Annotated in this window: 24 protein-coding genes; 4 read left to right on the forward strand and 20 right to left on the reverse strand. The window is 41.3% G+C overall.

The window, feature by feature from the left end:
- Positions 1-99: 99 nt before the first annotated feature.
- From pdaA to LCM11_RS05655, 4 genes are all read right to left on the reverse strand, one after another.
- Complete coding sequence (gene pdaA, locus LCM11_RS05640; protein ID WP_224893269.1) at positions 100-879, reverse strand: delta-lactam-biosynthetic de-N-acetylase; 780 nt, start codon at positions 877-879, stop codon at positions 100-102.
- A gap of 87 nt (positions 880-966) precedes the next feature.
- Positions 967-2,271, reverse strand: coding sequence for a Na+/H+ antiporter family protein (locus LCM11_RS05645; RefSeq protein ID WP_224893270.1), 1,305 nt, complete (start codon positions 2,269-2,271; stop codon positions 967-969).
- 97 nt (positions 2,272-2,368) lie between these two features.
- Positions 2,369-2,545 carry a hypothetical protein gene (locus tag LCM11_RS05650; protein WP_224893271.1) on the reverse strand — a complete coding sequence of 59 codons (177 nt, stop codon included), beginning with the start codon at positions 2,543-2,545 and terminating at the stop codon, positions 2,369-2,371.
- Positions 2,546-2,567: 22 nt separating this feature from the next.
- Complete coding sequence (locus LCM11_RS05655) at positions 2,568-2,720, reverse strand: SE1561 family protein (RefSeq protein ID WP_224893272.1); 153 nt, start codon at positions 2,718-2,720, stop codon at positions 2,568-2,570.
- A 382-nt stretch (positions 2,721-3,102) separates the two neighbouring features.
- Between LCM11_RS05655 and LCM11_RS05660 the strand changes: the two genes are divergently transcribed.
- Positions 3,103-3,966 (forward strand): mechanosensitive ion channel family protein, encoded by an 864-nt coding sequence (locus LCM11_RS05660; RefSeq protein ID WP_224893273.1) that lies wholly within the window; start codon positions 3,103-3,105, stop codon positions 3,964-3,966.
- A 5-nt stretch (positions 3,967-3,971) separates the two neighbouring features.
- On the opposite strand, the gene LCM11_RS05665 is transcribed toward LCM11_RS05660, so the two are convergent.
- The 3 genes from LCM11_RS05665 to LCM11_RS05675 form a co-directional block, all read right to left on the reverse strand.
- Positions 3,972-4,769, reverse strand: a complete 798-nt coding sequence (locus tag LCM11_RS05665; protein WP_224893274.1) for a YfkD famly protein — start codon at positions 4,767-4,769, stop codon at positions 3,972-3,974.
- Between the two features lie 63 nt (positions 4,770-4,832).
- The gene (locus LCM11_RS05670) at positions 4,833-5,516 is read right to left on the reverse strand and encodes a YczE/YyaS/YitT family protein (RefSeq protein WP_224893275.1); all 684 of its coding nucleotides are present in this window, start codon (positions 5,514-5,516) and stop codon (positions 4,833-4,835) included.
- Between the two features lie 197 nt (positions 5,517-5,713).
- The gene (locus tag LCM11_RS05675; protein WP_224893276.1) at positions 5,714-6,103 is read right to left on the reverse strand and encodes an OsmC family protein; all 390 of its coding nucleotides are present in this window, start codon (positions 6,101-6,103) and stop codon (positions 5,714-5,716) included.
- A gap of 152 nt (positions 6,104-6,255) precedes the next feature.
- Here LCM11_RS05675 and LCM11_RS05680 point away from each other — a divergent pair, with 152 nt between their 5' ends.
- On the forward strand, positions 6,256-7,428 hold the full coding sequence (locus tag LCM11_RS05680) for an MFS transporter (RefSeq protein WP_224893277.1): 1,173 nt from the start codon (positions 6,256-6,258) through the stop codon (positions 7,426-7,428).
- Between the two features lie 14 nt (positions 7,429-7,442).
- On the opposite strand, the gene LCM11_RS05685 is transcribed toward LCM11_RS05680, so the two are convergent.
- The 6 genes from LCM11_RS05685 to LCM11_RS05710 form a co-directional block, all read right to left on the reverse strand.
- Positions 7,443-8,486 (reverse strand): metal ABC transporter solute-binding protein, Zn/Mn family, encoded by a 1,044-nt coding sequence (locus LCM11_RS05685; protein ID WP_263622344.1) that lies wholly within the window; start codon positions 8,484-8,486, stop codon positions 7,443-7,445.
- 118 nt (positions 8,487-8,604) lie between these two features.
- Positions 8,605-9,015 (reverse strand): Fur family transcriptional regulator, encoded by a 411-nt coding sequence (locus LCM11_RS05690; protein ID WP_224893279.1) that lies wholly within the window; start codon positions 9,013-9,015, stop codon positions 8,605-8,607.
- Positions 9,015-9,869 carry a metal ABC transporter permease gene (locus LCM11_RS05695; RefSeq protein ID WP_014642119.1) on the reverse strand — a complete coding sequence of 285 codons (855 nt, stop codon included), beginning with the start codon at positions 9,867-9,869 and terminating at the stop codon, positions 9,015-9,017. The genes LCM11_RS05690 and LCM11_RS05695 overlap by 1 nt, the downstream gene beginning before the upstream one ends.
- Positions 9,866-10,648, reverse strand: coding sequence for a metal ABC transporter ATP-binding protein (locus LCM11_RS05700; protein ID WP_224893280.1), 783 nt, complete (start codon positions 10,646-10,648; stop codon positions 9,866-9,868). Before LCM11_RS05700 ends, LCM11_RS05695 begins: the two co-directional genes overlap by 4 nt.
- 415 nt (positions 10,649-11,063) lie before the next feature.
- The gene (locus tag LCM11_RS05705) at positions 11,064-11,756 is read right to left on the reverse strand and encodes an amino acid ABC transporter permease (protein WP_224893281.1); all 693 of its coding nucleotides are present in this window, start codon (positions 11,754-11,756) and stop codon (positions 11,064-11,066) included.
- Between the two features lie 9 nt (positions 11,757-11,765).
- A complete protein-coding gene (locus tag LCM11_RS05710) occupies positions 11,766-12,653 on the reverse strand; it encodes a transporter substrate-binding domain-containing protein (protein ID WP_224893282.1) in 888 nt (295 codons plus the stop codon).
- 275 nt (positions 12,654-12,928) lie between these two features.
- Here LCM11_RS05710 and LCM11_RS05715 point away from each other — a divergent pair, with 275 nt between their 5' ends.
- Positions 12,929-14,842: a heavy metal translocating P-type ATPase gene (locus LCM11_RS05715; protein ID WP_224893283.1), complete on the forward strand. Its 1,914-nt coding sequence runs from the start codon at positions 12,929-12,931 to the stop codon at positions 14,840-14,842.
- Between the two features lie 48 nt (positions 14,843-14,890).
- On the opposite strand, the gene LCM11_RS05720 is transcribed toward LCM11_RS05715, so the two are convergent.
- Genes LCM11_RS05720 through LCM11_RS05730 form a run of 3 tightly spaced genes read right to left on the reverse strand, consistent with a single transcriptional unit; the run spans position 14,891 to position 16,553 of the window.
- Positions 14,891-15,727 (reverse strand): YihY/virulence factor BrkB family protein, encoded by an 837-nt coding sequence (locus tag LCM11_RS05720; RefSeq protein WP_224893284.1) that lies wholly within the window; start codon positions 15,725-15,727, stop codon positions 14,891-14,893.
- 19 nt (positions 15,728-15,746) lie between these two features.
- On the reverse strand, positions 15,747-16,076 hold the full coding sequence (locus LCM11_RS05725) for a YtxH domain-containing protein (RefSeq protein ID WP_224893285.1): 330 nt from the start codon (positions 16,074-16,076) through the stop codon (positions 15,747-15,749).
- 12 nt (positions 16,077-16,088) lie between these two features.
- Positions 16,089-16,553 carry a low molecular weight protein-tyrosine-phosphatase gene (locus LCM11_RS05730; protein WP_224893286.1) on the reverse strand — a complete coding sequence of 155 codons (465 nt, stop codon included), beginning with the start codon at positions 16,551-16,553 and terminating at the stop codon, positions 16,089-16,091.
- A gap of 221 nt (positions 16,554-16,774) precedes the next feature.
- On the opposite strand from LCM11_RS05730, the gene LCM11_RS05735 reads away from it, so the two are divergent.
- On the forward strand, positions 16,775-18,163 hold the full coding sequence (locus tag LCM11_RS05735; protein ID WP_224893287.1) for an alanine/glycine:cation symporter family protein: 1,389 nt from the start codon (positions 16,775-16,777) through the stop codon (positions 18,161-18,163).
- 377 nt (positions 18,164-18,540) lie between these two features.
- Here LCM11_RS05735 and LCM11_RS05740 read toward each other — a convergent pair whose 3' ends face one another.
- From LCM11_RS05740 to LCM11_RS05755, 4 genes are all read right to left on the reverse strand, one after another.
- On the reverse strand, positions 18,541-19,206 hold the full coding sequence (locus LCM11_RS05740) for an SOS response-associated peptidase (protein ID WP_224893288.1): 666 nt from the start codon (positions 19,204-19,206) through the stop codon (positions 18,541-18,543).
- A 123-nt stretch (positions 19,207-19,329) separates the two neighbouring features.
- Positions 19,330-19,968, reverse strand: coding sequence for a TetR/AcrR family transcriptional regulator (locus tag LCM11_RS05745; RefSeq protein ID WP_224893489.1), 639 nt, complete (start codon positions 19,966-19,968; stop codon positions 19,330-19,332).
- A gap of 54 nt (positions 19,969-20,022) precedes the next feature.
- Positions 20,023-21,036 carry an ABC transporter permease gene (locus tag LCM11_RS05750; protein ID WP_224893289.1) on the reverse strand — a complete coding sequence of 338 codons (1,014 nt, stop codon included), beginning with the start codon at positions 21,034-21,036 and terminating at the stop codon, positions 20,023-20,025.
- On the reverse strand, positions 21,033-21,755 hold the full coding sequence (locus tag LCM11_RS05755) for an ABC transporter ATP-binding protein (RefSeq protein WP_224893290.1): 723 nt from the start codon (positions 21,753-21,755) through the stop codon (positions 21,033-21,035). The genes LCM11_RS05750 and LCM11_RS05755 overlap by 4 nt, the downstream gene beginning before the upstream one ends.
- Positions 21,756-21,870: the final 115 nt, after the last annotated feature.

Here is a 21,870-nt window from a genome sequence, read left to right on the forward strand (position 1 = left end):
GAAAAACACATCAAGTCTTCAATAAACGGGAGCATATCTTTATTATTATAAAAAAAGCATAAGAAAGCCTCTGCACGCGTTGCGTGCAGAGGCTTTTGGTTACAGACTCCAAATTGGAAAAGGAAGCAGTTTTTTAACCATTAAATCGTTAAGGCTGCCGAAATGGTATCCGCGTTTTCTTAGTTCATCAATTAATTGCTCTAGAGCTTCCGCATTATCCTGCGAGACTGTATGCAAAAGTATGACAGCACCAGGATGGATCTGATCGAGCACACTATGATAAGCATACTCCCAGCCTTTTTGGTTATTTGTTTCCCAATCCTTAAAAGCCAGAGACCAGAACGCATGGGTATATCCGAATTCTTTTGCCCACTTTAACGTTTGTTCATTAAACGTACCACGAGGTGGACGGACAAATGTCATGGTTTCCTGATCTGTTAATTTCTTAACTTCTCGATTAACTTTGTCCAATTCCTGTTTCATTTGTTCCTTGGAAACTTTCGTAAAATCAGGGTGGCTCCACGAATGGTTACCGATTAAATGGCCTTCATTGGCCATTCGCTTTAACAGATCAGGAGCACTTTGAATGTAATGCCCGGTTACAAAAAAAGTTGCAGGCACCTCTTTTTCCTTTAAAATATCTAACACTTTCCCTGTATATCCCTGCTCGTATCCATTATCAAAGGTTAAGTAAATAACAGGAGCTCCAGAAGGATCGACATAGAAACCATCTTCTTTCTCCAGCATAGGCCCGTAACGGCCTACATCCGGAGCTTCTCCATTATTGCTTTTTTTGTATCCCCATCCTTCTGCCTGTATCGTTAAAGGCTGTAGAAGAAATGCACAGGATACGAATAAGGCTAGAATAACTTTCCACATGACTACCACTCACTTTTTGCTTAGTATGCGTGAGTCACAAGCTAAATATAAAGAAAGACAAGTGGGAATATTACCCACTCGCCTTTCTTAAAGAATTAGGGCAGTTGCCCATCCGAAAATGAATAATGGAATATTATAATGAAGGAAAGTCGGTACACATGTATCCCAGATGTGGTTATGCCTGCCGTCCGCATTTAAACCTGAAGTAGGTCCAAGGGTACTGTCGGATGCCGGCGAACCGGCATCGCCCAGGGCACCTGCCGTTCCGATCAGAGCAGCTGTAGCCATCGGTGAAAAACCGGCACTGACACATATAGGAACGAATAAAGCTGCGAGAATTGGTACCGTCGCAAAGGAAGATCCAATCCCCATTGTAACCACTAGTCCCACAAGCAATAAGATAAAGGCAATCATAGCCTGATTATCTCCGATATAATCAGAACTAATTTCCACTAACGCACTTACAGATTCCGTTTGGGTTAACACATTGGCATAACCTGATGCTACAAGCATAACGAAGGCGATGAATCCCATCATGCCTATTCCATCGTTAACCACTTTGTCACCTTTAGTGAAAGGAACAACACGAAAGATGAACATAATGATTATTCCAGCTAAAGCAGCGAGGATCAGGTTCTGCCAGAAAGCCTGGATAAATAAAGTAACTAAAATAGCAAGAATTGTCCAAACATGTTTAGTCTGAAAGCTCTGGCTTTTAACGGGTTCTTCCACCACAGATTCAGCTTCTGCCAAAGCCGGGGCTTCCCGCTTTTTCCTATATGTGATCAACACGGCTATGAACAACCCGACAATCATCCCCGATCCTGGAATGATCAGGGACTGGGCAATTGTTCCGATTCCAAGACTTATTCCATTTGCATCCATAGCTTCCTGAATCGTCTCATGAAAGAGAAAACCGAAACCTACAGGAATCATAACGTAAGGAGCTTTCAAGCCAAACGTTAAAGCGGCAGCAACCGCGCGACGATCCAGTTTCATTTCATCGAAAAGCTTTAATAACGGCGGTATTAATATAGGTATAAAGGCAATATGAACTGGTATAACGTTTTGGGATAAACTCGCTACGAAGGCAATTACAAACACAATCATCGTACGTCTGCTCTTCAGTGCACGAAGCAAGTAATTTACTAATAATGCTGTAATACCAGAATAACTTATAGCAACCGCAAATGCGCCTAACAATACATAACTTAAAGCGACACTTGCCTGTCCCCCCATTCCATTTACTAGTATTTCCACAGAAGACTTAAGCGATTCACCGTTCATTAAGCCGGCAGTTAGTCCGGCAGCAATAATTGCGATAATAACATTAATTCGTAATAGACTTAAAATCGTCATTACGAGGACAGATACAATGACTGCCCAGGCCATAATCCATTCCCCTCTCTATTCTATCTTTTATTTATTAGCGATTTACCATAATAAAGTACAATATTAAAAAAATCAACCCTCTTATCCGAGAGTTAACCTAGAAAAAATTCACATATATAACAATAGCTGTTATAGCCATACTTGAGCCCATAAGAATCTTCTTTTGTGTATGTTGAATAGAACGTCCTGACGCTTTACGATACAAAGCCATAATAAGGGTCAGCATAAACAAAAAGCCGAGCACAGGGGAAATATAAAAAATCACCAGATCCAATTCATTCCCCTCCTTTTTTTTATTATTTGTTCATTTTATTCTCTAGTTCTTCAAGCATTGAAATCAAATGGTCAATATCTTCTACAGAAGTTTCCTCAGGCTCTAATTCTTCAATTCGTATCATGAATTCAGATAATCGTGTTTTTAGATCATCGATTTTCTCTTGCTGGGTCATAGTAACGAACTCCTTTTTATACTTTTTCAGCCATGCTTATCATAGTACAAGCATAGACTTATGTCTATCATGGACTTACTGGAAGATAAACCCTTTAATCCCTATAGTTTATAACCTAAAATTAACCTTTCGAGCTATTGGCATAAACTTCCACCTCAGGTCATCCATATTATGGATGACCTGAGGTCACAATATAGGTGATCTTTTTATTACATTGGATGATGAGGTAAGCCATCACTTCTGTTTGAGGGTATTTATATCATTAAAAATAGAAGGGATCCTATCGAATATGAAGATTAAGATAAGCATAGCACTACGTCCATCGTGGACATACTGGTAGATAAACATGCTATAATACTTGCCTAAGAGGAGGTCAGATTCTATGGGTTTAGATCATATAGATTTAAGTAAATGGGCGGAAGATCCTGGTCCCGCGGTTGTCATTATAAGCAGCGCCATCCTGCTTTTCTTATCTGTTATTATTATCCGAAAGATAATTCAATCATTCTTCAAAAGAACTTCCTTTATCGAGGAGCGAAAAGAGCAGACATTAGAATCCATGTTCAACTCCATCATAAGCTATGCTGCTGTGATTGGGTTTATTTTTATTGTTCTCGATCAATTCATTCCTATCGGCAGGCTGCTGGCCGGGGCTGGAGTCATCGGTATTATTGTTGGTTTTGGTGCCCAGAATCTGATTAAAGATTTCTTCGCGGGTTTGTTTCTCCTATATGAGAAACAGCTTCATAAAGGTGACTTTATTACCTTAAATAACACTTTTCATGGAACGGTAGAGGAAATCGGACTGCGTTTTTTAAAAATCAGGCAATGGAGCGGTCGTCTGCTTACCATAAGCAACGGACAGATAACGACAATTGAGAATTATAACTTTGAACATATGCGTGTGATTGAGAAAATCACGACGAACTTCAAAGAAGATCCAAAACGCATGTTCGAAGTTTTAGAGGAAGCCTGTGTGCGAATGAATGAGGAATTGGCTGTCTATTTGAAAAAGGATTTAGCAGACAAACCGATTGAACCTTTCCAAATCTATGGTATGACTTCCCTGAATGATCACTATCGAGGTTATGAATATACAGTAACTGGACTAGTCTATGACCTGGTTTACTGGACAGCTGCCAAAGAGACACGTCGGATTCTTGCTGAAACCATGCATAAACATGAAATCGCTATGGCTGAGCAGCGTATTGAAATGAGGACTTATTCTTCCGAAACGGGAGAATAAGTCTTCTACTCAGCAATCAATCGAAAGCTTATGTGATTCTCTACGGGGATCCAGGCTCCGATTTCCTGCTTGGTTATGTTTTTTACCATAACTTTTTTATCGCTTCCCTTTAGCTGAATATAAACATCCCCAAAAACGGCTTCTCCTGTTTCCTTGAGAGCAGGAGCATATGCCTCCAAAACACCTTTATAATCTACAGCTACGTCGTAAGCCTTACTATGAGACGTTCCCCTCCCGATTACGGTTTGATAAGCAAGTGGAAGGTCTGTATTCTTTTGAGCTTCAAGCAAAATCATTTCCCTCAATTGATCACTATGACTGGTTTGAGTAGTTAAACCGCCCTGAACCTGCTTCTCTCCGATTTGCTCATAACCTATTTTTTTAGTCTTCACGCCATTTACATTGTTAAGTTCATTCTCATTAATTTTTTGATATTTCCAGTTCACCGTTGTCTCTTTAGAGTTATAAGCAAGCGGCCAGCGACCAAGGAAGATCTCCCCTCTATAACCGATCGCAAAGGGGGAAGGAGTGATCGACGTTTCATTGAACATCTCGATTAGCTTCGAGTTCGTAATTTTCACTTTTGTATCTTTGAGAAGCTCGGGAGTTCTGCTTTCTTTTTTCAGCTTCCTATCTTCGCTGTTCTTATTCGTGTAGGTATTATTTTCAGAAATGTTAATCACATGTCCTGGCACTTTGGTATCGTTTCTATCTTCCTGTTTCGCTTCAACTGCGATTCCTGATAAATAAGCTGCCATCATCCAGACCACTGCAGCAGTTAAAAGGACCTTTTTTACCTCCATCTTCCTGACCGCCTTTCGTTTTTCTTAGTGTGTGGAAGATAGAGTTCTCCTATGCTGGAAACCTCAGGAAAGCAGCTTATTCATCGCCCATTGAGCTTTTGTATCGAAAAACTGAATAGCCGGGCCAATTCCTATTAATATAACGAGTGTTCCAAAGCCAATCGGCCCTCCGAGTATAAGAGCTCCTACCAATGCAAATGCTTCGGTCAGTGTCTTGGAAAGTGTCAGACTGAAGCCAAATCGTTTTTGCAGCGCTACCATAAACCCATCCACCGGATTTAAAGAAAACTTCGATTGCAAATACAAAGCGACTCCAATGGCAATAGCGACAATCCCACTCAGAAGGATAATCAATTGGTCCCAGAACATAGAGAACGTAACCGTATTCAATGCTCCTAAGAGCCAAAAATCGATGACTTTCCCGAGAATTAATATAGTGATAACCGCAAGTACATCAGGGCGCTCTTTTGCGATGAGAGCGTTGCTGACAATTAATAATGCGCCGATGATAATAACCCAGTTTCCAACTGTAAGTCCAAAAGATTCTGTTAAACCAACGTTCAACGCATCCCACGCTCCTGCTCCTAAATCAGCTTTAATCGTTAGGGATATACCAAAGGCAATGATCACAATTCCAACTAAATAGAATATGGCTTTTAAAAGCATGCTTTTCATGTGCTGCTCCCCTTTTTTCCATAAGTAATGTATAACATTGTTATTTCTTTTCTTGTTGAGATATTGGTTCACCGTGAAGTTCCTGCGGGGTATGCCTCGCTTTCCCCACTAACACTAGTCTACTTTCAAAATCAGCCCCATCTGTATCGAAACTGATTCTAAAACAATCTTAGAGGTTGAGTGGAACAAGTTCTAAAGCCGTTTATAAAAACTTTATCCATAAAAAAAAGAGCACTTATCCTTCATAAGAATAAGGCTCTTTTATATTACTAGCTTAGTTCGATGCACTCAAGTGTTTCTTCTACTTCAATACTGTTTTGAACGGATTGTACCATGGAGCAATTGTTCCTTGATATATCAAGATTTTTCAGCAGTTTATCCTGATTAAGACGATAGCCTTTCACAGCATAATGGAGATGGATTTTTTCAATTCGATTCGCCTTCTCCGGGTTGCGCGTAACATCCGCTGTAACTTTGATGTCTTCAAACTCGATCCGCTGTTTGTCCAGTATTTTACGGAAAACTCCGATGCTGCAGCCGGCAATGGATGCTACCATTAATTGATACGGCCTGAAACCGAATGCTTCATCTCCTGAAATATTTAATTGCCCATAATCAAATGATGTCCGTACCCCATTCTCTTTTAAATAAAAATCCATGTTCCCCACTCCTTTCGAATTTTTCAAGCCTTTACTTATATAGTAACCGTTTTATTCCTCGTCATAACGTGTTAAGTAAAAAGACTTGCCCTATTTATTGAGATTCCTTTACGATAATGAAGGTATCATATATTTGGAGAGGAGGGAATTCATTGGTCTCCACTCGTACAAGATTTTGGATTTTAATTGGATTGGTTACGATATCAGGCTTTTCACAGGGAATGCTTCTACCCCTGCTCGCTGTTATTCTTGAACAAAATGGGGTTTCCTCTTCGATCAACGGCCTCCACGCAACTGGGCTCTATATCGGGATTCTCATATCCTCTCCCTTTATGGAAAAACCGCTTCAGAAGCTCGGCTACAAGCCCGTGATTATGATTGGAGGAGCCCTTGTGTTCCTCTCTCTTGCTCTTTTTCCATTCTGGCAGGCTTTGTGGTTCTGGTTTATATTAAGAGTTGCGATCGGAATCGGTGACCAGGTGCTTCATTTCGGGACACAAACGTGGATTACCGCTACTTCTGCCTCGCATTCACGGGGCAAAAACATCGCTTATTATGGACTGTTTTTCAGTTTAGGGTTTACCATTGGCCCTTTAATGACCAATTTACTTGAGTTTAATATCTACTTGCCATTTCTTGTATCTTCTGGTCTCAGTTTGATGGTCTGGCTTATGATGTGGAGAGTTAATAATGAGACACCTCCAAATGATCAGGCCACCGCTTACGGCACCAGTTCTTACAAGCGGTTCCTTGGGGCAATTAGAATCGGCTGGGCCGCATTTCTTCCACCGATGGCTTATGGATTTCTGGAGGCCACTCTTCACGGGATTTTCCCTGTATATGGATTGAGGATAGGACATGACGTGAACGTGTTGTCCTTTATTATTCCTTCTTTCGCAGCAGCCAGTTTATTATCCCAAATCCCACTCGGAGCACTTAGTGATCGCGTGGGTCGTAAGATTGTTATCCTGACCGTAGTATCAGGCGGGATTGCCGCCTTTATTCTTGCGGCCATTTTTGAGGAATCCACCTTTGGCTTATTCGCTACATTTGCGATGGGGGGATTGTTTGTCGGCTCTTTATTTTCGTTAGGAATATCCTATATGACCGACTTACTGCCACGGGAACTTCTGCCGGCAGGCAATATATTATGTGGAATGGCCTTTAGTATTGGAAGTATCCTTGGTCCTTTTCTGTCTGGAGCCTTCTTAGATTTTATGCCAGGTCTGTCTTTCTTTTATATTATTGTTGCACTTTTAGTCATTGTGTTTGCTGCCACCGCTTTATCCAGCGATCCTCAGACACAAAAAACTGCGGACGCTTAAGTCCGCAGTTTTCTTTATTCAGACAAAGCTTCACTTAACTTCTCCAGATTCTGCTTCATCAGACTGATATAATTTTCCTCGTTCTGAATATCTTCTTCTGTCAGCACCGAAAGGTTATGAATACGAAGAGGTTCAGCACCAATTTCACTTTGAACAACCTCCGCAACTTTAGGGGTTACGTTCTGTTCGAACAGAACGTGGTTCAAGTCATGAGCTTCGGCTGTTTCAATAATGTTCTCCAGTTCCTTTTGTGAGGGTTCATTGGATGGACTTAAACCGGAAAGCGCAATTTGTTCAATTCCGTATGCCTGCTCCCAGTATCCATAGGCAGCATGAGAAACAATAATTTCACTTTTGGGTTTGTTTTCCAACTGTTTGTGAAATTGATGATCTAAGTCCATAAGCTTCTGTTCCAGTTCTTTAAAGTTTTTGTTAAATTGCTCCTCTTGCTCAGGCTTTAGCTCTATTAGCATGTCTTTTATATTTTCAGCCAACTGAATCGAACGGATCGGATCCAGCCATACGTGAGGATCATTTTCTCCATGATCATGGCCTTCATGATCACTCTGCTCTTCACCCTCATGCGAAGTGCTCACTTCTTCGTCAGCATGATCTCCGTCTTTATGAGCATGATCACTTTGCTCAGCCTCTATACCATGGTTGTGCACATGCTCTTTTAAATCCATTCCTTTAGCCGCTTCCAATACTTTAACATCTTCAGGTTTCAAAGAATCAGAGATTTTTTGAGCATAACCTTCCAGACCTGCTCCATTATATATAAAAGCGTCCGCCTCAGCCATATTCACCATTTCCTTAGTCGTTGGCTCATAGGTATGAGGATCGGTTCCTGGGGGCAGAATGGTTTCCACTTCAGCCGCTTCTCCTGCTATTTGTTCTGCAAAATACTGTAAAGGATATACAGTTGTGTTAATCTGCAATGCAGACTCATTGTTTTCTCCAGAAGTATCATCTTCCTGACTTGAAGTATCTTCGCTGCATGCCGTCATGACGACAGTTAAAATTGTTATAAATAATATAATTGCCAGTTTCTTCACCATTTCTCCTCCTCTTCCATTTCATCGAAATTATATCGTAATGATTACACTTTGTAAATAGTAATCATTACTTTTTGAAATATTTTAAAAAAAAGTCTGCGATGCCTGGCACCGCAGACTCTTAATGACATTGAGGACACTTTCCGTAGATTTCAAACTTATGATTTTCGACGTCATAGCCTTTTAAATTTTCATTAATACTGTTCATCGGACAGAATTCAATAGGCTTCGTTTTCCCGCATGTGGTACATATAAAATGATGGTGATGGCCATGGGTCTCACACCCCAGCCGAAAGTGTTTCTCTCCACCAAGCTCTGTCGTCTCGAGAATTTCCTCTTCCGTAAGCAGGTACAAATTTCGATAAATCGTATCATAGCTGACCCCTGGGAAATCCTCCTGTATGGTTTTTAAGATATCCTTCGCAGCAATATACTGATCCTGCTGAACAAATATCTCAACAATCCGTTCTCTTTGTTTCGTCCGCTTATAACCTTTTTCTTTCAAACGCTGTAAAGCCGTCTCGACATTCATTATACTTCACCCTTTATCCATTGTTGGGTTCTAACCTTTTTGAAAAGAATCGTCATCACAAGAATAATTACGGCAACCATAACAATTGTTCCGCCAGGAGGCACACTCAAATGATAAGATGAAAATAAACCGATCAATACGGATGTCTCACCAAATGCAATCGAAAGTCCGATTGTTTGCTTGAAGCTCCTTGCCAGGCGTAAAGCGGAGGCCACTGGAAGTGTCATCAGGGCAGAAACGAGCAATATACCTACCACCTGCATGGAAGCAGCAATAACGAGCGCCACCATTACGATAAACAGCAGATGAATCCAACGGCCGTTCACTCCGGAAATCGAGGCCTGTTCTTCATCAAAGGATAATACAAACAGTTCTTTATAAAATAGTATAACAATAGCAATAACCATGATGGTAATAATGAGCACGGTCCACATGCTTGTTCGATCGACAGCCGTTACACTTCCAAATAGATAGCTGAACAGATCGGTGTTGAACCCGTCTGCGAGTGATATAAGAATAACCCCAAGCCCTATTCCACCTGAGAGAATAATCGGTATAGCAAGTTCTTCATAGTGCTTATAAAGTTTTCGGAGTCTTTCAATTAAAATAGCGCCGCCAACCGAAAAGACCATTCCCATATAGACGGGATTCCAGTCATTAATACCTGTTACCTTCTTCTCGAGGAGAAGGCTGGCTGCAATTCCGGTTAACGTAATGTGGGATAGAGCATCCGCAATCAGCGAAAGGCGTCTTACCACAATGAATACACCGAGAAGAGGGGCTACAATCCCGATCAGTATCCCGGTAATGGCTGCGTTCTGTAGAAATTCATACTGAAAAAAACTTTCAATCATGATGGATTCACCTCATCATGGTCGTGATTATGAGTCAGCTGCTGGACAGAATGACCATACAGACGATTAAGATCTTCATCATTGAATTCTTTGTACTCTTCTGTATTTCCGTGGAAATGAACGGTTTTATTCATACATAATACATGGGTTGCGTGCTCTGTAATAGTCCCGATATCGTGCGTTACCATTAGCAGGGTGATCCCCTGTTCTTTATTTAAACGACCCAGCAGATCATAAAATTCTGTCACGTGCTTAGCGTCAACCCCTACCGTTGGTTCATCTAAAATAAGTAAAGAAGGATCGCTGACCAGAGCGCGGGCGATAAATACCCTCTGCTGCTGTCCTCCCGATAATTCCCCAATATTGGAATGAGCATAATCTTCCATTTCAACAGTACGCAAGGCCTTTAGAGCTTTGTCTTTATGCGTTTTATTAAAAAATTTAAATGTTCCAATTCTTGAAACCAATCCTGCTTTTACAACTTCCAGTACTGTGGCCGGAAAACCAGAATTAAAACTGTTGGCCTTTTGAGACACGAAACCAATTTCCTGCCAGTTGCTGAAACTTTTAATTGGACGATCATAAAGAGTAATGGAACCCCTATCCGGTTTAGCAAGTCCAAGCATGAGCTTGATTAATGTCGACTTCCCTGAACCATTAGGACCTACCAGACCCAGAAACTGCCCCTGCCTAATGACCAGGTTCACATCTTTAACAACCCATTCCTTTTCATATTTAAAGGAGACCTGCTCCATCTTCACAATTGGATGATTACTCATATTAATCCCTCTCAAAAAATAATAATGATTACGATTTAAATTATATAAGACATGGAGCTTTAAGTAAATGAGAGAGCTGTGCCACTTCTATTCACCTAATTCATAATGGTTACGATTTAAAACGCAATCTTCATCATAAAACAACATAGCTATTCACGCAACACTTATCCATTAGAGAAACTTTACTATTACTAAAAAAATGGTCCGTTAGACTTCCATGCTGATCTTAAGGTTAAGCTCCCTTTACTTGAAGACTTGATTTCGAGATATTAAGTTGAGAGGACAGTCCTTCGGGGGACGATTTCGCTTTCCGGCCCTACTGCGTAATAAGTCTTCTTATGAAAAATAAACAGGATTTAACAGAGACAAAAAATAAAACCGCCAGAGAAACATTTCTTCAGGCGGTTTGTTGGAACTATAAGTGTCTGTTGTATCGCTTTTCCAAATAATCCTGTAAAGCAGAAAACAGCATCGTCAGCGGCCAGTAAACTAAAGCTGCGGTGATATACATCGTTAACGAATCAATCGTACGTCCTGCCGCAATTTGAGCTTTATTTAAGATTTCCGGTACGGAAATCATAGCTGCAAGCGACGTAGCTTTTAATAGATCCAGAAATACATTGCCAAGCGGCGGGATGGCAATCCTGGTAGCCTGAGGCATGATAATCCGCCGGATGGTCTTCCAATAAGAGAAACCTAGAGCCCTTGCAGATTCCCATTGCCCATAAGAAACACTATTTAAGGAAGAACGATTGATTTCTGCAATATAAGCGGCACTATTTGTACCAAAGCCTATAATAGCGGCCATAATCGCAGAAAACTCTATACCAATTAACGGAAATCCATAATACAACACAAATAAATAGACGAGAATTGGTGTTCCACGCATGAATGAGATATATAAGCGGGCGGGCCATCTGAACCAGATTTGATCCGCCCCTCTGGCAAGAGCGAGGAAAAAGCCAATTACCAGTCCAATGGCCATGCCTATCACTGAAATAAGCAGTGTGAGCGGAACCCCTTCCAATATGAAAGGAAGGTTGTTCCAGGCGGTTTCCGTATCAAAAAGCTGGTCTAATTTAATCTCATCAATTTGAATACCTAGCATAATAAACCCTTACAAGTCGATGCCTTCAAGCTCACGAACATCTTTTTCAGGTTTCTTGGAAGCATCCTTCCCTCCGAAGAATTCTTTCGAGATCTCCGTAAGCGTACCGTCTTCTCTCATTTCCTGGAGTGTAGCATCCACTTTCTCTTTCAGCGTCTGAGCGTCTTTAGGCATCACGATCGCTGAAGTGGTTGGATGGAACTGAAGATCCGGATGCAGCTGTACTTCAATCTCAGGAAGAGCTTTTAAAGCCAGCGTCTGCAAGTAATAATCATTAATGATGAAATCCGTACGGCCATTCGCTACATCACGCAGGTACACATCATTCGCTACATTTCCGTAACTCTTGGTTTCTGCACCAAAGTGCTCGGCAATCTGAGAGTATACCGTCGTAGCTCCTCCTCCGTGAACCTTACCTTCCAGATCTTCCAGCGTTTCAATTCCAGAAAGATCAGATTCACGGACGACCATTGTAGAATATGAATACTTGTAAGGTTCACTAAATGCGAATTTCTCTTTACGATCCTTCGTCGGCTGGAAGTCGTTAATAACCATATCCACTCGTCCACTGTTAATAGAGGATAATAGCGCATCTACCCCGTATTCTTTAAATGAAAGCTCAAGATCCAGCCTTTTGGCTACCTCTCGCATAATTTCAATATCATAGCCCGTCAATTCATCGGAACCTTCCGGGTAATAAGAGGCCGGAAATAATGTCCCAGCTGTACCGACTACAATTTTTCCTTCTTCCTTAATCTCGTTCCATTTTTCTCCAGAGGCTTCCTGGCTGGAGTTGTTATCTTCACTGCTTTCAGTGTTTTCCTCTCCACTTGAACCGCAAGCGGCAAGTAGCACAGAAAGCGTAAGCATAAGTATAGTTAAAAGTCCTTTACGCATTTGTGGATATCCACCTTTCTAAAATTGTTTACGCACCTATCCAATATAGCAATACAAGCACCTCAATATCAACCAGCTTGCTCGGTTATTGATTTCCTCCATTGTTAAAAAATAGTGCTTGTTTTGCACTTGACTACGCACGATTTAGTGATATATTAATAATATGTATTATATTATAATTATTTTAATTTGAGACACTTATTATTCTATAAAATCCTGTCTTACAAAAGGTTTTTTTGATAATCATTATCAATTAAATTAAGGAGTTGAGAATTATGTCCTCTGAATCACGCTCTTTTCCTATGCAGAGCCATTTCGTTCGCCCATCTTTGGATTTTATGAAGACACATGGAGAGCTGTTGGCCGCATTACTAAGCGGAGTCCTTGTCTTAACCGCCTGGCTGTTATCCAGTTCCATTTCTGAAAGTGTTTTTGTTTTTCTACACCTAGCTGCTTTCGTGATCGGCGGTTTTGCTAAAGCCAAAGAAGGAATCGAAGACACCATCCATGAAAAAGAACTGAACGTTGAACTGCTTATGATTTTAGCTGCCATTGGTTCTGCTGCTATTGGCTATTGGACAGAAGGAGCCATTCTCATTTTCATCTTTGCGTTAAGTGGAGCCCTGGAAACGTACACATTGAATAAAAGCCAGAAGGAGATCTCTTCCTTAATGGACCTGCAGCCCGAGGTAGCACTTAAGTTAACGGAAGATGGGTACGAAGAGGTATCCGTTACCGATCTCTCCGTTTATGACCATATTTTAATAAAACCAGGGGAACGTATCCCGGCTGATGGAACGATCATTAAAGGGTCAAGCGCCATAAATGAAAGTACCATCACGGGAGAGTCGATTCCCGCTTCAAAATCAATTGGAAAAGAAGTGTTTGCGGGTACCGTAAATTTGAATGGAAGTCTTACGGTTGAAGTAACCAAAAAATCAAAAGACACGCTATTCCAGAAAATTATACTCATGGTTCAATCCGCACAAAGCGAGAAATCTCCTTCTCAGCTTTTCATCGAGCGTTTTGAAAGTACTTATGTAAAAATTGTACTTGGAGTAGTTGCGGTGATGTTATTCCTTCCCCATTTTTTATTTGGCTGGAGTTGGATGGATACGATTTATAGAGCCATGATTCTTCTTGTAGTTGCCTCTCCATGTGCTCTTGTAGCTTCCATTATGCCGGCAACGTTGTCCGCCATTTCAAACGGCGCACGCCATGGGCTGCTTTTTAAAGGAGGCGTACACCTGGAGAACCTGGCTCATCTGAATGCGATTGCGTTTGATAAAACGGGGACGCTGACAAATGGAACGCCTGAGGTAACCGATGCTTTATATAAAGAAGAAGACAATAAAGAGGCAGTCCTTTCTATTGCAGCATCCATCGAACAGGAGTCGAACCACCCTATAGCACAGGCTATTGTCCGGTATGCTTCACATCAAGGAGTACCTTTGAACTCAGTTGAACACATGCAGGATATAAGCGGAAATGGTGTAAAAGCTTTTCATGAAGGAAATGAATGGAAAGTAGGAAAACCTGAATTTGTAGGAAAAGAAGAAGCCTATCTATTTCAGAATGGGATTGCTGAAACATTAGCGAAACAAGGTAAAACTGTTATTTTTGTAAAAAAGAATAACGAAATTGCTGCTGTTTTTGCTATGAAGGATACGGTCAGAGAAGATACTAAAGAGGCAATTGAAGAGTTAAAGAAACAAGGCGTTTATACCATTATGCTGACAGGCGATAACTCAGCCACCGCTGAAGCTATCGCATCAGAAGCCGGGGTTGACCACTATATTGCCGAGCTGCTCCCAGAGAAAAAAGTAGATGAAATTAAAAAGCTAAAAGCTCACTTCACGCAGGTAGCCATGGTAGGCGACGGAATTAATGATGCTCCAGCCCTTGCTACGGCTAATGTGGGGGTAGCAATGGGTGGAGGCACGGATGTAGCTCTTGAAACGTCAGATGTTGTATTAATAAAGAATGATCTTTCACGGATTTCACAGGCAAGAAGGTTGTCTTCTCGTATGAACCGTATTGTTAAGCAGAATGTGGTCTTCTCCATAGCCATCATCATGCTGCTGATTATTAGCAATTTCCTTCAGGTTATTGACCTTCCCCTTGGTGTAGTTGGACACGAAGGGAGTACCATTTTAGTTATTTTAAACGGTCTTCGTTTATTAAAATAAACAGACATTCCCGGTTCAACGTTGGATCCGGGAATGTCTGTTTTTCATTTAGGTTCCGGAATATTTCTTATCTCTTCGACGCCGGCGGAACATCGCATTAATTTCCCCGCCTAAAATAATGACAATACCGGACAGGTAAAACCAGATCATTAAGACAATGACGCCGCCTAAACTCCCATAAGCAGCTGAAAAGTTCCCCAGGCTGCTTACATAAAAGGAAAAAAGCAAGGACACCAGCTGCCACCCGACAGTAGCGAAAACAGCACCAGCAACTGCGTCCCTGTATTTCAAACGGAGGCTTGGGGCGGTTACATATAAAAAGGATAATACCATGAAAAAGATGATAGACGAAATGGCCCATCTAAGCGTTCCCCAGGCCTCAATAAAGCTATCCGACAAGCCAAAAGAAGAGAAGATGAAAACTCCTGCCGTATGCCCAAGAACCGGCAGTAAAAAAGCAATACAAATAACGAGAACCATTGCAATAGTCAGAATGATCGCTATAAACCTTGATACAAGAAAAGGACGGTTTTCTTCGACGTTATGAGCACGATTGAAAGCACGCATAATCGCACTCACGCCTACAGAAGCTGCCCACAAAGTACCAAGGATACCTATAGATAAGAGACTTCCGCTACCGCTTTTCAACAGAGAAGTCACATTTTCTGTGATAAGATCGTAGGTTTCAGGAGGAGCGTAAGTACTAATGATAGCGAGAACACGTTCTTCATCAATATTCAAGTAACCAAGTAAAGTAAGCAGGAAAATCATAAATGGAAATAAAGACAACAGGAAAAAGTAAGCAAGTTGAGCTGCCAGCCCCGCAACATCATCATCTCTAAAACGGGTCAGCAGCTCTTTTCCAAATGTTAAAACGCTATTCATGATTTTCCATCACCCTAACTTAAGAAGCTTCTTTTGGATCATCTACTGCTCTCAATTGCTGTTCAACTTCTTGATTGATCTCTCCTACTCTATTCAGTATGTCCTCTGCTTTATTCAATATTTCAATTAAATCTTCTAATCCTTTGCTTACCCGTTTAGAAAACTGTTCATAATTTACCCTTACCGAATGGATAGCATCTGATGGATTGGTCACATAACCTTTATACTTACTCCCTGCTTCTCGTGATCTCACACCTACGTACTGCCTTGTATCCTTGTCAATTAGTACAAGAGCTCCGCCCACCAAAGCTCCGACCAAAACACCTTTCCATAACTTCTGCTGTCCCATAACGACTCCTCCTTATATTTGGTTATCTTTTTTAATTTGTTCAAGTAAACGGGAGCATCCTTCACTCACCAGTTCATACACGTATTGGAAATTACCGGTGAAATAAGGATCCGGCACATCTGCTTCTTCGTGAGATGTATAATCCAACAATTTAGCTACGGTCACTCCGTTTTTCTCGCGGATAGAATGGAGATCCTGAATGTTTTTACTGTCCATAGCAATAAGATAATCATAATCGTCCCAGTCCGCTTCTGCAACTTGTCGAGCTCTTATTCCTTCATAGGAGATTGAATGCTCTTCTAAAATAGCTCTTGTCCCTTCATGAGGAATGGAGCCTTCATGCCAGTGCCCTATGCCAGCGGAGTCGACTGAAATCTCTTTTTCCAGTCCTTCCTTTTTCACCAGATCCTTAAATATGGCTTCAGCCATAGGAGAACGGCATATATTGCCTAAACAAACAAAAAGTACACGGATCATTTCCAAAGCCCCCAAGTATAGTATTTCATGTTTAATAATTTCTATGAATCCTGTCTAATTCCTGCATTAAATCGACAACTACAGTGCATATTTTCCCTCAGGTTGTGATTGTAAACCAAGATTTATTTACCCTAAATTTGAAAATTCCTTGACTTTTAAACATAATTTTCGGAATATTTTATATATAGACATAATTTGCTAAAAATTGAAGGGGGATATTTATGGAGGAACAAGGGGCATTGTACAATTTTTTTGATGCAGCAAGCGCGATTGTCTGGGGACCAGTTTTATTAATTCTTTTAGTTGGTACTGGCGTATACTTAACTTTACGGCTTGGGTTTCTGCAATTTAAGACTCTTCCTTACGCTTTAAGGCTGGCTTTTAAACCAGCTAAGGAAAAGAAAAATGAAAAAGGTGACATCTCTCATTACCAGGCATTAACTACGGCACTTGCCGCGACAATTGGAACGGGTAACATAGCAGGGGTAGCAACAGCCGTTTTTCTTGGTGGCCCTGGAGCTGTGTTTTGGATGTGGATTACCGCCGTGTTCGGGATGGCCACTAAATATGCGGAAGCCGTGCTGGCCGTTAAGTACCGGATTACCGACCACAACGGAAATATGGCCGGCGGGCCCATGTATTATTTATCCAGAGGCTTAAAAACAAAATGGCTCGGGAAACCTCTTGGAGTTCTTTTCGCTATATTTGGAGCCGTGGCTGCCTTTGGAATCGGCAACATGGTTCAATCGAACTCGGTTTCTGATGTGATGGAAACAAGTTTCAGCGTTCCCCATTGGGTAACTGGACTCATATTATTATTCTTTGCAGGGCTTGTTCTATTAGGCGGAATCCGCAGTATCGGGAGAGTAACAGCATTCTTTGTGCCAATCATGGCCATTTTTTATGTTGTCGGTGCTCTTATTATTATCCTGATGAACTTAAATTTAGTCTTGCCAGCTTTCGGAACAATTTTCAATGATGCTTTCACCGGCAGTGCGGTTGGCGGAGGGCTTCTTGGAACAGCCATTCGTTTCGGGGTTGCCCGCGGAGTTTTCTCCAACGAAGCCGGTTTAGGGTCAGCTCCTATTGCGGCCGCAGCAGCACGGACGGATTACGCTGGACGTCAGGCACTTGTTTCTATGACCCAGGTATTTATTGATACCATCATTGTATGTACGATGACCGGGTTGACGATTGTTATGGCCGGCCAGTATAAAGGTCAGCTGGATGGAGCTGATCTAACCACCGCTTCATTCGGAGTTTTCCTTGGTGATATCGGGTCATACATCGTTACAATCGGTTTGATTTTCTTTGCTTTCTCCACCATTGTAGGCTGGTCCTATTATGGAGAAAAATGTTTCGGCTACCTAACCGGTCAAAGAGGATTAGGATTATACAAGATTGTATTTGTATTATTCGTATTTATAGGAGCCGTGGCCCAGCTGGATACAGTTTGGAAGTTTGCAGACGTGATGAACGGACTGATGGCTTTTCCAAACTTAATTGGTTTACTGCTTCTATCGGGTGTAGTAGGGGCTGAAACGACCAAATTCCTTAAAGTGGCGAAGAAAGAACGCGAGCAGGAAAAACAAGCACAATATACTAATTAAACAAAAGCAGGTCCGGTATTTTGCCGGCCTGCTTTTTTGTTTAATATGTAAAACTTCGCTGTTGATTTGTCCTACGATCAGGCCGGATAGTTGAACACTTAGTTTTGAGATAAATTGGGGTCCGTTTAAAATAAAGGAAAATTTTTAAGGAATTCCTCTAGGAGCAGGTGTGCTTTTTGATAAGCAGCCTTTCCATCTCGTGAGGAGGCAGTGGTTTGCTGAAGTTTACTTCTTCCAAAAGACTGAAGGAAGCAGGGTCTCCTGCCCTTGAGGCCAGCTGATCACAAATATGGGTGATTCTCTCTAAATCAATACGGGCATTTTTATTCACCACATTTTATATCTACAGGATATAAAAAGAAAATCACACCACATCATCATACTAAAGGCTTGATGCATTCCTCCCCCTCATGCTGGGCAGCGTTCACGTAATCACTCACTTCGTATGCTTCCAATTCTTCTGATTCCACTTCATCCACAAAATCGTGAGCTTCTTCAGGTGTCCATTTAAAGGGTTCAATCCATTTGTCCTGAGCGTGCTTCGGCAGGATCACCGGCATTCTGTGATGGATATCTGCCATAAAATGGTCCGCTTCCTGAGTTAGTATGGTACATGTAAACCGTTCCTCTTCATCCGTTTTCCATTGATCCCAAAGTCCCGCAAAAGCAAACAGTTTACGGTTTTCCGGATAAATGCGGAGTGGCTGCTTTCCATTCTCGGTTTTTTTCCATTCATAAAAGCTGTCCGCAATAATCAGACACCTTTTCTTGGCCATTAAATGCTTGAAACTTGGTTTTTCGTGAGCCGTTTCACTCCGAGCATTAATCATTTTATAACCAATCTTAGGATCTTTCGCCCACGATGGTACCAGGCCCCAATACATAAAGCCCGCTTTCTTTTCCTTACCATTATGGATAACAGCGAGTACCTTCTGACCAGGTGCAATATTGTATCTTGGCTGGTAATTCTCAATAGAATGAGCAATTCCAAATTCCTCTGTTATCTGGTCTTCTTGTGAAAATAAAGTGTATCTCCCGCACATTTCTAATCCCTCCAGTACCGTTTCTACTTATTATACCCAGAGCTGATTCTTGTTTAACCGAGAAAGCTGCCGCACTAAATAAAAGGTTCAGCAGATTATTAGCTGAACCTTTCGCGTTAAATATTATTTTCCTCCTAATCCATACATAATAAAATGAATGGTCCGATCTAATTCTTCTTCGTCCTCCCAATAACTTTCAGGAGCAAGAAGAAAGCGGGTCACCAGGAAACCGACAACCGTAGAAATAATCATCCGGATAATCGAACGATTAGGGAAATCGATCACGCTCCCCTGCTCTTTCAATTCATTTAATGCACGCTCAAATTTAGGAAAAACTTCCTCAAGAAATACAGATTCGTAACGGGCTTGGAGTTCAGGCTGAAAAGCGATTTCCTGTAACACAATCTTTAGTAAGGGAGCATTCTCCTTTGCAAATTCAAACCTATTCTTAATAATTTTCTTAAGGAATGGTTCGAAACCTTCCGGAGGTTCGTCAAAAACTTCTTTTGTAAAGTGACTCGCTAATAATGGAACAGTAAATTGGGTCATAAAAGGAGTCACAATGGAAAATAATAAATCCTTTTTTGTTTTATAATGACGGAAAATTGTCCCTTCAGCCACTCCCGCTCTCGCTGCTATCTCGCTTGTAGATGAAGATGCATATCCTTTTTCAGCGAAAATTTCCACGGCCGCTTTTAAGATTTGCTCCTGTTTAGGGGTTAATTCCTTTCCATCCTGGGCTTCATGTATGGCATTATAGATTTCTTTAAATTCACTCACGTGAGTCCTCCTCGCTTCTCAAACTCTCCAGTACCATTATAGACGTCTATGCCGCTTTAACGCGAATATATTGAGAAGGGTAAAGAGAACCACGAAACCGATTAATATATACATAGAAAGCTGAAATTCTGCGATACCTTCGTCACGCAGCATGATCCCCCTTAGTGCCTCCGCTCCATACGTAAGCGGCATAATCCGGCCTATAGCTTGCAGCCAGACTGCCAGCCCTTCAATTGGAAAGAGACCAGAAAAGAAGACCTGAGGGACAATTACAAGAGGAATGAATTGAATCATTTGAAACTCATTTTTAGCGAATGCAGACAGGAGCGTTCCCAGACTAAGGGCAGTAAGAGCTAATAAAAAGGTAATGATCAATACGTAGACCAGCGAACCAGTCATATACACTTTTAAAACATATATGGAAAAAACGGCAATTAAAATGGATTGGAGAATCGTGAATAAACCGAAGCCTCCCAGATAACCAAAAACGACCTCACTTCGTTTAATCGGCGAAGCTAACAAACGTTCCAGCGTACCTTGAGTCCGCTCTCTAAGGAAAGATACCCCACCGACAATAAACACAAAAAAGAAAACGAAGAAACCAATTAGTACGGGACCGATGTAATCAAACAGCTCCATATCTTCCGAACCATGCCAGAAACTTACATTCATTTCTTTAGTTGGATCATTTGGCGCAGCTGCCTGAAACTCATTTCTAATGGCTCCCGCAGTATTAGGATCACTTCCTTCTAATGTCAAATAAGGTTTTTGTTCTTTCCACTGAAGGAATGCATCAATTTCCCCGTCGTCTATTTCTTTCTGCGCCTTTTCCAAACTCATGGAAGTTAACTCTAGTTCTGTTTTCTCAAGCGTTTCCTGGAAAGGAGCCGGCACATCAACAAGTCCCACATTTAGCGTTTTACTATCCCCATCGAGTACAAGCCACATCAGCGTAAGTACAAAGATTGGAGCTGCAATCATTAACGCCATGCTTCTTTTATCACGGCGAAACTGCTTTAGTATTCGCTTCATTAACGTCCACGTATTCATTGTGCAGCACCCCCGTAATGCAGAAATACTTCTTCGATAGTTGAAGCGCCAATCCCCTCTTTTAAATGGTCAGGGGAATCTACGGCAATAACCTTTCCATCACGCAGCATTGCCAGGCGATCACACTTTTCTGCTTCATCCATAACATGAGTGGTGACAATGATGGTTACACCATTATCTTTTAAACGGTATAATTCCTGCCATATGGATTGTCTTAACACAGGATCAATTCCCACCGTTGGTTCATCCAGAATGATGATTTCTGGTTCATGAATAAGTGCGGCTGCCAGAGAAAGCCTCCTTTTCATCCCGCCCGAATAAGTTTCGACTGGCTGATCAAGATGTTTCATTAAATCCACCATATCCATAACCTCCTGAATACGATGTTTCCTTTTTGATTTAGATAATTTATAAAGTGAACCAAAAAAGTCCAAGTTCTCTCTCGCTGTTAACTCCTGATACAAAGCATCCGATTGAGCCATGAACCCGTATCTCTTCATTTGTTTAAGTGAAGGCATCAACTCTTCATTTAAAAACACTTCGCCTTCTCCAGGTGACAGAATCCCTGTCATCATTTTCACAATCGTTGTTTTTCCGGAACCTGAAGGACCTAGCAACCCAAAAATCTCTCCTTTATTAATGGAAAGATTAATGTCCTGAAGAATGGTGGTCTTTCCGAACTTATGTGAAATATTGTTCATTTGTACAACACTACTCATACGCCCGCCTCCTTTTTTGCGAGTGATTACTCACTTTTATTAAACACTACTATTACGAAAAAGTAAAGTGAGTAATCACTCACTAATTCTTCACTAAAAAACCACAGTCTTTATA

The organism is Halobacillus halophilus, assembly GCF_020171985.1.
In the GTDB taxonomy this organism is placed as follows: Bacteria; Bacillota; Bacilli; order Bacillales; family Halobacillaceae; genus Halobacillus; species Halobacillus halophilus_A.

Bases quoted from the DNA above. Each gene is read 5' to 3' on its own strand.
- LCM11_RS05750 (WP_224893289.1), bottom strand. From the start codon at position 21,036: ATGAATACGTGGACGTTAATGAAGCGAATACTAAAGCAGTTTCGCCGT.
- LCM11_RS05675 (WP_224893276.1), bottom strand. From the start codon at position 6,103: ATGGATTTTTATTTAAAAGAGAATGGGGTACGGACATCATTTGATTAT.
- LCM11_RS05690 (WP_224893279.1), bottom strand. From the start codon at position 9,015: ATGAATGTCGAGACGGCTTTACAGCGTTTGAAAGAAAAAGGTTATAAG.
- pdaA (WP_224893269.1), bottom strand. From the start codon at position 879: ATGTGGAAAGTTATTCTAGCCTTATTCGTATCCTGTGCATTTCTTCTA.
- LCM11_RS05705 (WP_224893281.1), bottom strand. From the start codon at position 11,756: ATGCTAGGTATTCAAATTGATGAGATTAAATTAGACCAGCTTTTTGAT.
- LCM11_RS05755 (WP_224893290.1), bottom strand. From the start codon at position 21,755: ATGAGTAGTGTTGTACAAATGAACAATATTTCACATAAGTTCGGAAAG.
- LCM11_RS05730 (WP_224893286.1), bottom strand. From the start codon at position 16,553: ATGATCCGTGTACTTTTTGTTTGTTTAGGCAATATATGCCGTTCTCCT.
- LCM11_RS05645 (WP_224893270.1), bottom strand. From the start codon at position 2,271: ATGGCCTGGGCAGTCATTGTATCTGTCCTCGTAATGACGATTTTAAGT.
- LCM11_RS05720 (WP_224893284.1), bottom strand. From the start codon at position 15,727: ATGAATAGCGTTTTAACATTTGGAAAAGAGCTGCTGACCCGTTTTAGA.
- LCM11_RS05685 (WP_263622344.1), bottom strand. From the start codon at position 8,486: ATGGTGAAGAAACTGGCAATTATATTATTTATAACAATTTTAACTGTC.
- LCM11_RS05735 (WP_224893287.1), top strand. From the start codon at position 16,775: ATGGAGGAACAAGGGGCATTGTACAATTTTTTTGATGCAGCAAGCGCG.
- LCM11_RS05740 (WP_224893288.1), bottom strand. From the start codon at position 19,206: ATGTGCGGGAGATACACTTTATTTTCACAAGAAGACCAGATAACAGAG.
- LCM11_RS05725 (WP_224893285.1), bottom strand. From the start codon at position 16,076: ATGGGACAGCAGAAGTTATGGAAAGGTGTTTTGGTCGGAGCTTTGGTG.
- LCM11_RS05695 (WP_014642119.1), bottom strand. From the start codon at position 9,869: ATGATTGAAAGTTTTTTTCAGTATGAATTTCTACAGAACGCAGCCATT.
- LCM11_RS05660 (WP_224893273.1), top strand. From the start codon at position 3,103: ATGGGTTTAGATCATATAGATTTAAGTAAATGGGCGGAAGATCCTGGT.
- LCM11_RS05665 (WP_224893274.1), bottom strand. From the start codon at position 4,769: ATGGAGGTAAAAAAGGTCCTTTTAACTGCTGCAGTGGTCTGGATGATG.
- LCM11_RS05700 (WP_224893280.1), bottom strand. From the start codon at position 10,648: ATGAGTAATCATCCAATTGTGAAGATGGAGCAGGTCTCCTTTAAATAT.
- LCM11_RS05655 (WP_224893272.1), bottom strand. From the start codon at position 2,720: ATGACCCAGCAAGAGAAAATCGATGATCTAAAAACACGATTATCTGAA.
- LCM11_RS05715 (WP_224893283.1), top strand. From the start codon at position 12,929: ATGTCCTCTGAATCACGCTCTTTTCCTATGCAGAGCCATTTCGTTCGC.
- LCM11_RS05710 (WP_224893282.1), bottom strand. From the start codon at position 12,653: ATGCGTAAAGGACTTTTAACTATACTTATGCTTACGCTTTCTGTGCTA.